Annotated in this window: 9 protein-coding genes; 7 read left to right on the plus strand and 2 right to left on the minus strand. The window is 53.3% G+C overall.

Going from position 1 to position 14,920, the window contains the following annotated elements:
* Positions 1–190: 190 nt before the first annotated feature.
* The 3 genes from araB to araD are packed head-to-tail and all read left to right on the plus strand — an operon-like array spanning position 191 to position 4,166.
* Entirely contained in the window at positions 191–1,900 is a 1,710-nt protein-coding gene (gene araB / locus HVZ52_RS19150; protein WP_016151675.1) for a ribulokinase, read from the plus strand.
* A 10-nt stretch (positions 1,901–1,910) separates the two neighbouring features.
* Positions 1,911–3,413, plus strand: coding sequence for an L-arabinose isomerase (gene araA, locus HVZ52_RS19155; protein ID WP_181598594.1), 1,503 nt, complete (start codon positions 1,911–1,913; stop codon positions 3,411–3,413).
* Between the two features lie 57 nt (positions 3,414–3,470).
* The gene (gene araD / locus HVZ52_RS19160; RefSeq protein WP_016151673.1) at positions 3,471–4,166 is read left to right on the plus strand and encodes an L-ribulose-5-phosphate 4-epimerase; all 696 of its coding nucleotides are present in this window, start codon (positions 3,471–3,473) and stop codon (positions 4,164–4,166) included.
* A 44-nt stretch (positions 4,167–4,210) separates the two neighbouring features.
* Here araD and HVZ52_RS19165 read toward each other — a convergent pair whose 3' ends face one another.
* Positions 4,211–4,594 (minus strand): DUF4751 family protein, encoded by a 384-nt coding sequence (locus HVZ52_RS19165; protein WP_016155677.1) that lies wholly within the window; start codon positions 4,592–4,594, stop codon positions 4,211–4,213.
* Positions 4,595–5,193: 599 nt separating this feature from the next.
* On the opposite strand from HVZ52_RS19165, the gene polB reads away from it, so the two are divergent.
* The 3 genes from polB (at position 5,194) to rluA (ending at position 11,300) form a co-directional block, all read left to right on the plus strand.
* Positions 5,194–7,545: a DNA polymerase II gene (gene polB, locus HVZ52_RS19170; protein ID WP_080859379.1), complete on the plus strand. Its 2,352-nt coding sequence runs from the start codon at positions 5,194–5,196 to the stop codon at positions 7,543–7,545.
* A gap of 177 nt (positions 7,546–7,722) precedes the next feature.
* On the plus strand, positions 7,723–10,629 hold the full coding sequence (rapA, locus tag HVZ52_RS19175) for an RNA polymerase-associated protein RapA (protein ID WP_181598595.1): 2,907 nt from the start codon (positions 7,723–7,725) through the stop codon (positions 10,627–10,629).
* 11 nt (positions 10,630–10,640) lie between these two features.
* Entirely contained in the window at positions 10,641–11,300 is a 660-nt protein-coding gene (gene rluA / locus HVZ52_RS19180) for a bifunctional tRNA pseudouridine(32) synthase/23S rRNA pseudouridine(746) synthase RluA (protein ID WP_016151668.1), read from the plus strand.
* Positions 11,301–11,394: 94 nt separating this feature from the next.
* On the opposite strand, the gene djlA is transcribed toward rluA, so the two are convergent.
* Complete coding sequence (djlA, locus tag HVZ52_RS19185) at positions 11,395–12,210, minus strand: co-chaperone DjlA (protein WP_131380616.1); 816 nt, start codon at positions 12,208–12,210, stop codon at positions 11,395–11,397.
* 343 nt (positions 12,211–12,553) lie between these two features.
* Between djlA and lptD the strand changes: the two genes are divergently transcribed.
* Positions 12,554–14,914, plus strand: a complete 2,361-nt coding sequence (gene lptD, locus HVZ52_RS19190) for an LPS assembly protein LptD (protein WP_181598596.1) — start codon at positions 12,554–12,556, stop codon at positions 14,912–14,914.
* Positions 14,915–14,920 lie beyond the last annotated feature (6 nt).

Below are 14,920 nucleotides of genomic sequence, written 5' to 3' on the forward strand. Positions count from 1 at the left end.
CCAACGTTAAAATCGGCTAACAAAAGTGTCTATAACTACGGCAGAAATGTCCACATTGATTATTTGCACGGCGTCACACTTTGTGATGCCACAGCATTTTAGTCCATAAGATTAGCGAATCCTGCCTGACGGTTTTTATCCCTACTAACTACTGTTTATCCATACCCGTATTTTTGGATGGAGTAAGACGATGGCGATTGCAATTGGCCTCGATTTTGGCAGTGATTCAGTACGCGCTTTGGCAGTGGAATGTGCCACCGGTGAAGAAATCGCCACCAGCGTAGAGTGGTATCCACGTTGGCAGGAAGGGCAGTATTGCGATGGCCCAAACAACCAGTTTCGCCATCATCCACGCGACTACATTGAATCAATGGAAGCGGCGCTGAAAACCGTGCTGGCCGAACTGAGCGTTAAACAGCGTGCGGAAGTGGTCGGGATTGGCGTTGACAGCACCGGTTCAACCCCGGCCCCCATCGATGCCGACGGCAACGTACTGGCGTTGCGTCCGGAGTTCGCTGAAAACCCAAATGCAATGTTTGTCCTGTGGAAAGATCACACCTCAGTAGAAGAAGCTGAAGAAATTACCCGTCTGTGCCACACACCGGGCAAGATCGATTACTCCCGCTATATCGGCGGTATTTATTCCAGCGAATGGTTCTGGGCCAAAATCCTGCATGTGACCCGTCAGGACCACGCGGTTGCCGAGGCCGCGGTTTCGTGGATTGAACTGTGCGACTGGGTTCCGGCCCTGCTCTCTAATACCGTACGTCCACAGGATATTCGTCGCGGTCGCTGCAGCGCCGGGCATAAATCCCTGTGGCATGAAAGCTGGGGTGGTCTACCGCCAGCCAGTTTCTTTGACGAACTCGACCCCATCCTCAACCGCCATCTGCAATACCCGATGTTTACCGATACCTTCACAGCCGACCTGCCGGTTGGCACCCTGTGCGCCGAGTGGGCGCAGCGTCTGGGACTACCGGAAAGCGTGGTGATTGCAGGCGGCGCTTTTGACTGCCATATGGGTGCGGTCGGCGCGGGCGCACAGCCCAATACGCTGGTGAAAGTCATTGGCACGTCGACCTGCGACATTCTGATTGCTGACAAACACAGCGTCGGCGAGCGCGCGGTGAAAGGCATTTGCGGCCAGGTTGATGGCAGCGTGGTGCCGCATTTTATTGGCCTCGAGGCAGGCCAGTCCGCGTTCGGCGATATCTATGCCTGGTTTAGCCGTGTGCTGAGCTGGCCGCTGGAGCAGCTTGCCGCGCAGCACCCGGAGCTGAAGACCCAGATTAAAGCCAGCCAAAAACAGCTGCTACCAGCGCTAACCGAAGCCTGGGCGAGAAATCCGTCGCTGGATCACCTGCCGGTGGTACTCGACTGGTTCAACGGTCGCCGTACGCCCAATGCCAACCAGCGTCTGAAAGGAGTGATTACCGATCTGAATCTGGCAACCGACGCGCCAGCGCTGTTCGGCGGTCTGATTGCCGCCACCGCCTTTGGTGCACGCGCCATCATGGAATGCTTCACCGAACAAGGCATTGCGGTTAACAACGTAATGGCGCTAGGCGGCATCGCCCGTAAAAATCCGGTCATCATGCAGGCCTGTTGTGACGTGCTCAACCGTCCACTACAGATTGTCGCTTCAGACCAGTGCTGCGCACTCGGTGCGGCTATCTTTGCCGCCGTTGCCGCGAAAGTACACACCGATATCCCAGCCGCTCAGCAACAGATGGCAAGCGCCGTGGAAAACACGCTGCAACCTCGACCAGAGCAGGCTCAACGTTTTGAACAGCTTTACCGCCGCTACCAGCAGTGGGCGGTAAGCGCTGAACAACAATACCTTCCGACTGCCGCTCCGGCGCAACAAACCCCGGTAGACCAGGCAACCCTGACACATTAAGGACACGACAATGACGATTTTTGATAACTATGAAGTGTGGTTTGTGATTGGTAGCCAGCATCTGTATGGCCCTGAAACCCTGCGTCAGGTAACCCAACATGCCGAGCACGTCGTTAACGCGCTGAATACTGAAGCTAAACTGCCCTACAAACTGGTTTTAAAACCACTGGGTACTTCACCTGACGAGATTACCGCTATTTGTCGTGACGCTAACTACGATGATCGCTGCGCAGGTCTGGTGGTCTGGCTGCACACTTTCTCTCCGGCCAAAATGTGGATTAACGGTCTGACTATCCTCAACAAGCCGCTGATGCAATTCCATACCCAGTTCAACGCCGCCCTGCCGTGGGACAGCATTGATATGGACTTTATGAACCTGAACCAGACCGCGCACGGCGGCCGTGAATTCGGCTTCATCGGCGCACGTATGCGTCAGCAGCACGCCGTGGTCACCGGTCACTGGCAGGACAAACAAGCGCACGAACGCATTGGCTCCTGGATGCGCCAGGCCGTGTCCAAACAGGATACCCGCCATCTGAAAGTCTGCCGTTTTGGCGACAACATGCGTGAAGTCGCAGTCACCGATGGCGATAAAGTCGCTGCGCAGATCAAATTCGGCTTCTCGGTAAATACCTGGGCCGTAGGCGATCTGGTGCAGGTAGTGAACTCCATTAGCGACGGCGAAATCAACGCGCTAATCGATGAGTATGAAAACACCTACACCATGACGGCGGCAACGCAAGTCCACGGTGAGAAACGTCAGAACGTACTGGAAGCAGCCCGTATTGAACTGGGGATGAAGCGTTTCCTGGAACAGGGCGGATTCCACGCCTTTACCACGACATTTGAAGATTTACACGGCCTGAAACAGCTCCCGGGTCTGGCCGTACAGCGTCTGATGCAGCAAGGCTATGGCTTTGCGGGCGAAGGCGACTGGAAAACCGCCGCTCTGCTTCGCATCATGAAGGTGATGTCAACCGGTCTGCAGGGCGGCACCTCATTTATGGAGGATTACACCTACCACTTCGAGAAAGGCAACGATCTGGTGCTCGGCTCGCACATGCTGGAAGTGTGCCCGTCTATCGCGGTGGAAGATAAACCGATCCTCGATGTTCAGCATCTCGGCATTGGTGGTAAAGACGATCCCGCTCGTCTGATCTTCAACACCAAAACTGGCCCGGCAGTCGTTGCCAGCCTGATCGATCTTGGCGATCGCTATCGCCTGCTGGTTAACTGCATCGACACAGTTCAAACACCGCACTCCCTGCCGAAACTGCCGGTGGCTAACGCATTGTGGAAGGCTCAGCCTGATCTGCCAACCGCATCTGAAGCCTGGATCCTGGCCGGTGGCGCGCACCACACCGTCTTCAGCCACGCGCTGGATCTGAACGATATGCGCCAGTTCGCTGAAATGCACGATATCGAGATCGCCGTGATCGACAACGATACCCGCCTGCCGGCCTTTAAGGACGCGCTGCGCTGGAACGACGTCTATTACGGTTTTAAACGTTAATTATGTTGTTGCCGGATGGCTCTGCGCTTGCCCGCCATCCGGCACAGAGGAATCAACATGTTAGAAGATCTCAAACGTCAGGTGCTGGAAGCCAATCTGGCGTTGCCTAAGCACCACCTGGTCACCTTGACCTGGGGGAACGTGAGTGCCGTCGATCGCGAGCGCGGCGTGTTTGTGATAAAACCTTCCGGGGTCGATTACAGCGTTATGACCGCAGAAGATATGGTCGTAGTCAGTATCGCCACCGGTGAGGTTGTAGAAGGTACGAAGAAACCCTCCTCCGATACCCCAACGCACCGTCTGCTGTATCAGGCATTCCCGACCATTGGCGGCATTGTTCATACCCATTCGCGTCATGCAACCATCTGGGCGCAGGCGGGCCAGTCGATTCCAGCCACGGGTACCACTCATGCGGACTATTTCTACGGATCGATTCCCTGCACACGGAAAATGACCGAGGAAGAAATCAACGGCGAATATGAGTGGGAAACCGGTAACGTGATCGTTGAAACCTTTGAGAAACAAGGCATTGACGCTTCGCAGATGCCTGGCGTGCTGGTGCACTCTCACGGTCCGTTTGCGTGGGGAAAAAACGCCGAAGATGCGGTACACAACGCCATCGTGCTGGAAGAAGTCGCCTACATGGGGATCTTCTGTCGCCAGCTCGCGCCGCAATTGCCGGATATGCAGCAAACCCTGTTAGATAAACATTACCTACGTAAACACGGCGCAAAAGCCTACTACGGTCAGTGAAAACAATCTGAGCGCGCCCGAAATCTCGGTGGCGCGCTCTCTGGTTATTCCTTTATATATTCCGCAAACGCACTTCGATACACACAGTTATTAGCACAAACGTATTTAATCACGTTGTCATAATGTCCCTGCGCCTCTTCACCATCCAGTGAATGAAAGAAAATGTAATCTGTAATCGTTGACTGCCAGCGCTGTCCATTCAACAGATAATTAATCACCGTATCACGATGACCATTTATTCTGTCATGCCCTTGCCAGTGAAAGAAAGCATTCCCACGTTCAATAACCTCAGTACGCCAAATTTGACCTGACCACGTTCTATACTCAATATATTGACTTACTGATTTAATTGTAGGGTTAGATAACTGAGTATTAACAAATAAATAGTGATCATATCCTACCTGTAACGCCTGAGTATAAATATCCATAATAGGCCTCCATAACACTACGCACCCAAGCTATTGATATAAAACACCCGAGCTATCAGATGAATAAAATTATATTCAGCGATAAAAGCAAATTATACAGAGAGATATTCCCGACGAAATCGAACCGAAAATCCGTTTTTATCCAGACAATAGCAAGCCATAAAAATATATTATATTCAACCTGGTAACCCGAGTGTTTGATTAAAATAGTTACACTAACCATGAATAAAAACAAATAAAAAAAATAACCATTTTTCCTGAACCGAGGGATGAGTAACAAAACCATACGAGCACGATTCCGAAAATGACATAAAAATCCTGAAACGGACTTCCAATTTATGAAACAAATATAATTACAAAAGAATAATAGATACAAATAGCCATGACAGGCCAATAAAATAATTCAAGGAAGAGTTTTCAATTAAGGCATTCATTTATTAAATATCAAACCCTATCCAGTAACACTTTTACTGCGGAGGGCATTTTACTTTTATTGTCACAATAACTGCCCGCAGCTCTCATTTTTTACTGTACAAAATAACAGTGCAATCGTGTAAACCAGGCTATAATAATGCTTGGTTTTTTAATGGATACGCAGCGTGGCGCAGGCAGGCTTTATTTTAACCCGGCACTGGCGGGACACCCCGCAGGGAACTGAGGTCACATTCTGGCTGGCTACAGACGACGGGCCGCTACAGGTCACGCTCGCGCCTCAGGAGTCGGTCGCGTTTATTCCTGTCAGTCAGGTTCCTCGCGTAGCGTCATTATTACGCAATGAAAACGGCTATCGTCTGACGCCGCTGCAATTGCAAGACTTCCACCGGCAGCCCGTTTCCGGCCTGTATTGCCGCTCACATCGCCAGCTCATGCGGCTGGAAAAGCTGCTGCGTGAAAACGCAATTACCGTCTACGAGGCCGACGTGCGTCCGCCGGAACGGTATCTGATGGAGCGTTTTATCACCTCGCCTGTGTGGGTTGAAGGCGACAGACATAACGGTACGCTGGTTAATGCCCGGTTGAAGCCAAACCCTGACTATCGACCGCCGCTGAAATGGGTCTCGCTGGATATCGAAACCACGCGCCACGGCGAACTCTACTGTATCGGCCTTGAAGGCTGTGGGCAGCGTATTGTCTACATGCTCGGCCCGGCAAACGGCGATGCCTCAGCGCTGGATTTTGAACTTGAATACGTCGCAAGCCGCCCGCAGTTACTGGAAAAGCTCAACGACTGGATTGCCCGTCACGATCCTGATGTGGTAATCGGCTGGAACGTCGTGCAATTCGATTTACGCGTCCTGCAAAAGCATGCTGAACGTTACCGCATTCCCCTGCGTTTTGGCCGTGACAATAGCGAGCTGGAGTGGCGCGAACATGGCTTCAAAAACGGCGTATTCTTCGCGCAGGCTAAAGGTCGCCTGATTATCGACGGCATTGAGGCGCTTAAATCCGCATTCTGGAATTTCTCATCCTTTTCGCTGGAAACGGTGTCACAGGAGCTGCTGGGCGAAGGGAAGTCGATAGATAATCCCTGGGACAGGATGGACGAAATAGATCGCCGGTTTGCCCAGGATAAGCCCGCACTCGCCACCTACAATCTCAAAGACTGTGAGCTGGTCACGCGTATTTTTCATAAAACCGAGATCATGCCATTTTTGCTGGAACGATCGACGGTAAACGGCCTGCCGGTCGACCGGCACGGCGGTTCCGTTGCCGCCTTCGGCCATCTCTACCTACCGCGAATGCACCGGGCGGGCTATGTGGCACCGAATCTGGGGGAGGTTCCCGCGCACGCCAGCCCCGGTGGCTACGTGATGGACTCGCGCCCGGGTTTGTACGACTCCGTGCTGGTGCTGGATTACAAAAGCCTGTACCCGTCAATTATTCGTACTTTTTTGATCGATCCAGTGGGACTTATCGAAGGGATGGCACAGCCGGATCGGGAACACAGTACCGAGGGGTTCCTTGACGCCTGGTTCTCACGCGAAAAGCACTGTCTGCCGGAAATTGTTACCCAGATCTGGCATGGGCGCGATGAAGCCAAACGCCGCGGCAATAAGCCGCTCTCACAGGCGCTGAAAATCATCATGAACGCGTTTTACGGCGTGCTTGGCACCACCGCCTGCCGCTTTTTCGACCCGAGGCTGGCTTCGTCTATCACCATGCGCGGTCACGCGATCATGCGTCAGACCAAAGCGCTGATTGAGGCTCAGGGTTACGACGTCATCTATGGCGACACCGACTCCACCTTTGTCTGGCTTAAAAAGGCGCACTCGGAAGACGATGCGGCCCGGATTGGTCGGGAGCTGGTAAGCTATGTCAACAACTGGTGGGCGCAATCGCTGAAGCAGCAAAACCTGACCAGCGCGCTGGAGCTGGAATTTGAAACCCACTTTTGTCGCTTTCTGATGCCGACGATTCGCGGTGCAGATACCGGCAGCAAAAAACGCTACGCCGGAATGATTCAGTCGGGCGCTGAGCAACGCATGGTCTTTAAAGGTCTGGAAACGGTACGAACCGACTGGACGCCGCTGGCCCAGCAGTTTCAGCAGGAGCTGTACCTGCGAATTTTTCGTAACGAGCCTTATCAAGAGTTTGTTCGCGAGACTATCGACCGTCTGATGGCGGGTGAACTGGATGAACACCTGGTGTACCGCAAACGCCTGCGCCGCCCGTTGAGCGAATACCAGCGGAATGTTCCGCCGCACGTTCGCGCCGCGCGGCTCGCCGATGAGCAGAACGTCAAACTGGGGCGTCCGCAGCAGTATCAGAATCGTGGCACGATTAAATATGTCTGGACGATAAATGGACCTGAACCTGTTGATTATCAGCTATCTGCACTTGATTACGAGCATTATCTGACCCGCCAGATCCAGCCGGTTGCCGAGGGAATTCTTCCCTTTATTGACGATAATTTTGCTACACTACTCACAGGACAACTGGGGTTATTTTGACGCGTGACGAAACCGCCGCCATCCAGTACCATAGCGCCCTTTCCATTCCTGGACCCATTTAACACCCCTACCACTGATTTATTAGCCTGGTAGCGGGGTCGTATGCTCTCAATAACGGGGACTAGCCCGGAAAATGACGAGTATTGCCTGCAATTAAAGATATAGAGCCGAACATATATGCCTTTTACACTTGGTCAACGCTGGATCAGCGATACAGAAAGCGAATTGGGACTTGGTACTGTTGTCGCCATGGATGCGCGAACCGTCACTTTACTTTTCTCATCGACGGGTGAAAACCGTCTGTATGCGCGCAGTGATTCCCCCGTGACCCGCGTGATGTTCAATCCTGGTGACACGATCACGAGCCATGAAGGCTGGCAACTGCATGTCGATGAAGTAAAAGAAGAAAACGGCCTGCTTGCCTATATCGGAACCCGCCTTGATACCGAAGAAACCGGTGTAACGCTGCGTGAAGTGCTGCTCGACAGCAAACTGGTTTTCAGTAAACCCCAGGATCGCCTGTTTGCCGGCCAGATTGACCGTATGGACCGCTTTGCGCTGCGCTATCGCGCACGTAAATTTCAGAGCGAACAGTACCGTATGCCGTGGAGTGGTTTGCGTGGTCAACGTACCAGCCTGATCCCCCACCAGCTCAACATTGCCCATGATGTCGGCCGTCGTCATGCCCCTCGCGTGTTGCTGGCAGACGAAGTGGGTTTAGGTAAAACCATTGAAGCTGGGATGATCCTGCATCAACAACTGCTGTCAGGCGCCGCGGAGCGCGTGCTGATCATCGTCCCGGAGACGTTACAGCACCAGTGGCTGGTCGAAATGCTGCGTCGTTTCAACCTGCGCTTTGCGCTGTTTGATGATGAGCGTTATGCAGAAGCGCAGCACGATGCCTACAACCCGTTTGAAACCGAACAGTTGGTTATCTGTTCGCTGGACTTTGCCCGTCGCAGTAAACAGCGTCTGGAGCACCTGTGTGATGCCGAATGGGATCTGCTGATTGTCGATGAAGCCCATCACCTGGTGTGGAGCGAAGACGCGCCCAGCCGTGAATATATGGCCGTTGAACAGTTGGCAGAGCGCGTACCAGGCATCCTGCTGCTGACCGCAACGCCGGAACAGCTGGGCCTGGAAAGCCACTTTGCGCGCCTGCGTCTACTGGATCCAAGCCGCTTCCACGATTTCGCCCAGTTTGTTGAAGAACAGAAAAATTACCGTCCGGTCGCCGATGCCGTCGCCATGTTACTGGCTGGCAACAAGCTGAGTAACAATGAGCTGAACATGTTAGGTGACATGATTGGCGAACAGGACATTGAGCCGTTATTGCAGGCGGCAAACAGCGACAGCGAAGACGCCCAGAGCGCGCGTCAGGAGCTGGTTTCGATGCTGATGGACCGCCACGGCACCAGCCGCGTGCTGTTCCGAAATACCCGTAACGGTGTGAAAGGCTTCCCGAAACGCGAGCTGCATACCATCAAATTGCCGTTGCCAACCCAATACCAGACGGCCATTAAAGTCTCCGGCATTATGGGCGCGCGTAAGAGCGCGGAAGACCGCGCGCGCGACATGCTCTACCCGGAGCAGATTTATCAGGAATTCGAAGGCGACACCGGCACCTGGTGGAACTTTGACCCGCGCGTGGAATGGCTGATGGGCTACCTGACCAGCCACCGCTCGCAAAAAGTTCTGGTCATCTGTGCGAAAGCCACCACTGCGCTTCAGCTGGAGCAGGTTCTGCGCGAGCGCGAAGGTATCCGCGCCGCCGTGTTCCATGAAGGGATGTCGATCATTGAACGTGACCGCGCTGCGGCCTGGTTTAGCGAAGAAGATAGCGGCGCCCAGGTGATGCTGTGCTCTGAAATCGGCTCCGAAGGGCGTAACTTCCAGTTCGCCAGCCATCTGGTGATGTTTGATCTGCCTTTCAATCCGGACCTGCTGGAACAGCGTATTGGCCGTCTGGACCGTATTGGTCAGGTGCATGATATCCAGATCCACGTTCCATACCTGGAAAAAACCGCGCAATCCGTGCTGGTGCGTTGGTACCACGAAGGTCTGGATGCGTTCGAACACACTTGCCCGACCGGACGTACCATCTATGACACGGTATATAACAATCTGATCGGCTACCTGGCTGAGCCAGAAAACACCGATGGCTTTGACGATCTGATCAAAACCTGTCGCGAACAGCATGACGCGCTGAAAGCGCAGCTGGAGCAAGGTCGCGATCGCCTGCTGGAGATCCACTCTAACGGCGGCGAAAAAGCGCTGGCGCTGGCTGAGAGTATTGAAGAACAGGACGACGATACCAGCCTGATCGCCTTCGCCATGAACCTGTTTGATATCGTTGGTATTAATCAGGATGACCGTGGCGACAATTTGATCGTGCTGACACCGTCCGATCATATGCTGGTGCCGGATTTCCCTGGGCTGCCGGAAGATGGCTGTACCATTACGTTTGAGCGTGATGTTGCCCTGTCGCGTGAAGACGCGCAGTTTGTTACCTGGGAGCATCCGCTGATCCGTAATGGTCTGGATCTGATCCTCTCCGGCGACACAGGAAGCAGCACCATTTCTTTGCTGAAAAACAAAGCATTACCGGTCGGTACTCTGCTGGTTGAACTGGTCTACGTCGTTGAAGCGCAAGCGCCAAAACAGCTGCAGTTAAACCGCTTCCTGCCGCCAACGCCGGTACGCATGCTGCTGGACAAAAACGGCAACAACCTTGCCGCGCAGGTTGAATTCGAAACCTTTAACCGTCAGCTCAGCGCCGTTAACCGCCACACCGGCAGTAAACTGGTCAACGCCGTACAGCAGGATGTGCATGCCATTCTGCAACTCGGTGAAGCGCAGGTAGAAAAATCGGCCCGCGCGCTGATCGACGCGGCGCGCAAAGAAGCGGACGAGAAGCTGACGGCTGAACTCTCCCGTCTGGAAGCGCTGCGTGCCGTTAACCCGAACATCCGTGATGACGAACTCAGCGCCATTGAAAGCAATCGTCAGCTGGTGATGGAAAGCCTGGATCAGGCGGGATGGCGTCTGGATGCCCTGCGCCTGATCGTCGTGACGCATCAGTAACGGAGCCTGACATGGGGATGGAAAACTATAATCCGCCGCAGGAACCCTGGCTGGTTATCCTGTATCAGGATGAGCACATTATGGTGGTCAACAAGCCGAGCGGCTTGTTGTCCGTGCCGGGTCGTCTGGATGAACACAAAGACAGCGTGATGACGCGTATTCAGCGCGATTACCCGCAGGCTGAATCCGTACATCGTCTGGATATGGCAACCAGCGGCGTGATTGTAGTGGCGCTAACTAAAGCGGCAGAGCGTGAGCTAAAGCGCCAGTTTCGCGAACGCGAGCCGAAGAAACAGTATGTCGCACGCGTCTGGGGACATCCCGCTCCGGCCGAGGGGCTGGTTGATTTACCGCTGATTTGCGACTGGCCGAATCGGCCAAAGCAGAAAGTGTGTTATGAGACCGGAAAATCGGCGCAGACCGAGTATGAAGTGGTGGAGTTCGCGGAAGATAACACCGCCCGGGTCGTGCTCAAACCCATTACCGGACGCTCCCACCAGTTGCGTGTGCATATGCTGGCATTAGGGCATCCGATTCTGGGCGACCGCTTCTACGCCCCGCCACAGGCCCTGGCGTTAGCGCCGCGCCTGCTGCTGCACGCAGAGATGTTAACTATCACGCATCCCGAATACGGCAACAGTATGACGTTTAAAGTTCCGGCAGATTTTTAAACGCAGGACCCATTTAGGCCGGGTGCTTCGCTTGCCCGGCCTACATTCATTAACGTAGGCCGGATAAGGCGCTAGCTGCCATCCGGCATAACGATTATTTAAAGCCTTTCTGTTCTTTAATTAGCTCGTAAGCTTTTTGAATTTCCTGCGCTTTTTGCTTCGCCATTTCCATCATTTCTGGCGGCAGACCTTTCGCCACCAGTTTGTCCGGATGGTGCTCGCTCATCAGCTTACGGTATGCGCGCTTAATGGTGGTCGCATCATCGGTCGCTTTCACACCCAGCACATTGCAGGCGTCTTCCAGCGTCGGACCGCGTTGCGCCTGCTGCCAGCCACCGCCGCCGGACTGCTGCTGATATCCGCCGCCAAACTGGGCGCCGCCCTGCATCATGCGCAGAAACTGATCAAATTGGGTACGTGAGATCCCCAACTCTTCAGCAATCACATACAGCACTTCACGCTCGTTCGGATGCAACGACCCATCGGCAAAAGCCGCCTGGATCTGAATCTCCAGAAACATGCGGATCAGATCGAAGCGACCAAAACAGACGCTGCGAAACTGACGCATTTTTTCACGTAATGGGTAATTGTCCGATTTCCCCACCCGGAAGGCATGTTGCGCGGCGGTACGCGACTCACCGTGCAAATTCATTCGATCCATCAATTGACTGGCGATATGGATATCGGCTTCCGTGACGCGACCTTTGGATTTGGTCAGATGCCCCATCACCTCAAAAGTGGTGGCAAAAAACAGCGCCTGGCGTTCACGCTGGTTGGCAAACCACGCCATTTTGCGCATGCGGGCTTTGTCGAACATGTGGCCAACTAACAGGCCCAGAACCACACCCCAGAAGCCGCCGCCCATCATTAAGGCCACGGCGACACCAATTATCTTTCCCCAATACTGCATAGACTCCCCAAATCTTTCTGCTCTCAGCCAGGATATGTCCCACAATATAAGGTGCTTTTACCGATTTACGGCTGCGGTCAATTGTGGGACATCGCCTATAATTTGCATTATCATACCTGTCATTCTATGCCGTGCCTAACACCACAAACGCTATACCCGTTGGATTTCGAGTTGCAACAAGGCGGCAACGCAGTGACCAATTCGTCTGGAACGAAGATGCAGCTTGAAAGGTGGCGGGATAAAATGGGCAGGATTAATACTAGCGAAGTGAAGATGAGATAAGTTAGGCTGTGACCGTTTGTCACGCGCGACGCTACTGATGATGGAACAATAAATACAACGTATGAAAAAACGTATTCCCACTCTTCTGGCCACCATGATTGCCAGCGCCCTCTATAGCCATCAGGGTCTGGCAGCCGATCTCGCCTCACAGTGTATGCTGGGCGTGCCAAGCTATGACCGTCCTCTGGTACAGGGCGAGACTAATGAATTACCCGTCACCATCACTGCTGACAACGCGAAAGGGAATTACCCGGATGACGCGGTGTTTACCGGCAATGTGGACATCGCACAGGGTAACAGCCGCCTGCAGGCCGACGAAGTGCAGCTTCATCAGAAGCAGGCAGAAGGCCAGCCGGAGCCAGTTCGTACCGTCGATGCGCTGGGCAATGTCCATTATGATGACAATCAGGTTATTCTGAAGGGGCCGAAGGGCTGGTCTAATCTGAATACCAAAGATACCAACATCTGGGAAGGTGATTATCAGATGGTAGGTCGTCAGGGGCGCGGAAAAGCCGATCTGATGAAGCAGCGTGGGGAAAACCGCTATACCATTCTGGAAAACGGTAGCTTCACCTCCTGTCTGCCAGGTTCCAATACCTGGAGCGTCGTCGGCAGCGAAGTCATTCACGACCGTGAAGAACAGGTCGCAGAGATCTGGAACGCCCGTTTTAAACTGGGTCCGGTTCCGGTCTTTTACAGTCCTTATTTACAGTTACCCGTCGGCGATAAGCGTCGCTCTGGTTTCCTGATCCCGAACGCAAAATACTCTACCAATAACTATTTTGAGTTCTATCTCCCGTATTATTGGAACATTGCGCCCAATATGGACGCCACCATCACGCCGCATTATATACACCGTCGTGGCGGTATCATGTGGGAGAACGAATTCCGCTACCTCACCCAGGCGGGCGCAGGTCTGATGGAGTTCGACTATCTGAATTCCGATAAAGTGTACGAGGATGAACATCCGAAGGATGACAATTCCCGCCGCTGGCTGTTCTACTGGCAACACTCTGGTGTGATGGATCAGGTGTGGCGTTTCAACGTCGACTACACCAAGGTCAGCGATTCCAGCTACTTTAACGATTTTGATAATAAATACGGTTCCAGTACTGACGGCTACGCCACGCAAAAATTCAGCGTCGGCTATGCGGTACAAAACTTTGATGCGACAGTTTCGACCAAGCAGTTCCAGGTCTTTGACGATCAGAACAACAGTAGCTATTCCGCTCAGCCGCAGTTAGACGTCAACTACTACCAGAATGATGTCGGTCCGTTTGATACCCGTATCTATGGTCAGGCAGTCCATTTCGTTAATACCAACGACAACATGCCGGAAGCAACGCGTGTTCACCTCGAACCGACCATCAACCTGCCATTGTCGAATAACTGGGGAAGTATCAATACCGAAGCGAAGCTGCTGGCAACGCACTATCAGCAAACTAACCTGGATTGGTACAACAACAACCCGAGTAACGTTAACAAGCTCGATGATTCCGCCAACCGCGTCATGCCGCAGTTTAAAGTTGACGGCAAGATGATCTTCGAGCGCGACATGAACATGTTAGCGCCGGGCTATACCCAAACGCTGGAGCCCCGTGCTCAGTACCTGTATTTACCGTATCGCGACCAAAGTCATATCTATAACTATGACTCGTCCCTGCTGCAATCTGACTACAGCGGCCTGTTCCGCGATCGCACCTATGGCGGTCTGGACCGCATCGCGTCTGCCAACCAGGTAACGACCGGGGTCACATCTCGCGTTTATGATGACGCGGCCGTTGAACGTTTTAATATTTCTGTGGGTCAAATCTACTATTTCACCGAGTCTCGCACTGGCGATGACAACATTAAATGGGAGAATGACGACAAAACGGGCTCACTGGTATGGGCTGGCGACACCTACTGGCGCATCTCCGATCGCTGGGGTTTACGCAGTGGGATCCAGTACGACACGCGTCTGGACAGCGTTGCAACCAGCAGCAGCAGTATCGAATACCGCCGCGACGAAAACCGTATGCTGCAGTTGAACTACCGTTATGCCAGCTCTGAATATATCCAGGCAACCCTGCCGTCTTACTACTCTACAGCAGAGCAGTATAAAAACGGGATTTCACAGGTGGGTGCGGTAGCAAGCTTCCCGATCGCCGACCGCTGGTCGATTGTCGGGGCTTACTACTTTGATACCAACGTGAACAAAGAAGCGGATTCCATGCTGGGTCTGCAGTACAACTCCTGCTGTTACGCCATTCGCTTCGGCTACGAACGTAAGCTGAACGGCTGGGATGACACTCAGAAACATGCAGTTTATGACAACACGATCGGCTTTAATATCGAACTACGCGGCCTGAGTTCTAACTACGGTCTCGGCACCAACCAAATGTTGCGTTCTAACATTTTGCCGTATCAAAGCTCTTTATGATCTGAT

It is taken from the genome of Citrobacter sp. RHB36-C18 (genome assembly GCF_013814485.1).
In the GTDB taxonomy this organism is placed as follows: domain Bacteria; phylum Pseudomonadota; class Gammaproteobacteria; order Enterobacterales; family Enterobacteriaceae; genus Citrobacter; species Citrobacter braakii.

Excerpts from the sequence above, each read along its gene's own strand:
- araA (WP_181598594.1), top strand. The coding sequence starts at position 1,911 with ATGACGATTTTTGATAACTATGAAGTGTGGTTTGTGATTGGTAGCCAG.
- araB (WP_016151675.1), top strand. The coding sequence starts at position 191 with ATGGCGATTGCAATTGGCCTCGATTTTGGCAGTGATTCAGTACGCGCT.
- djlA (WP_131380616.1), bottom strand. The coding sequence starts at position 12,210 with ATGCAGTATTGGGGAAAGATAATTGGTGTCGCCGTGGCCTTAATGATG.
- lptD (WP_181598596.1), top strand. The coding sequence starts at position 12,554 with ATGAAAAAACGTATTCCCACTCTTCTGGCCACCATGATTGCCAGCGCC.
- HVZ52_RS19165 (WP_016155677.1), bottom strand. The coding sequence starts at position 4,594 with ATGGATATTTATACTCAGGCGTTACAGGTAGGATATGATCACTATTTA.
- rapA (WP_181598595.1), top strand. The coding sequence starts at position 7,723 with ATGCCTTTTACACTTGGTCAACGCTGGATCAGCGATACAGAAAGCGAA.
- araD (WP_016151673.1), top strand. The coding sequence starts at position 3,471 with ATGTTAGAAGATCTCAAACGTCAGGTGCTGGAAGCCAATCTGGCGTTG.
- rluA (WP_016151668.1), top strand. The coding sequence starts at position 10,641 with ATGGGGATGGAAAACTATAATCCGCCGCAGGAACCCTGGCTGGTTATC.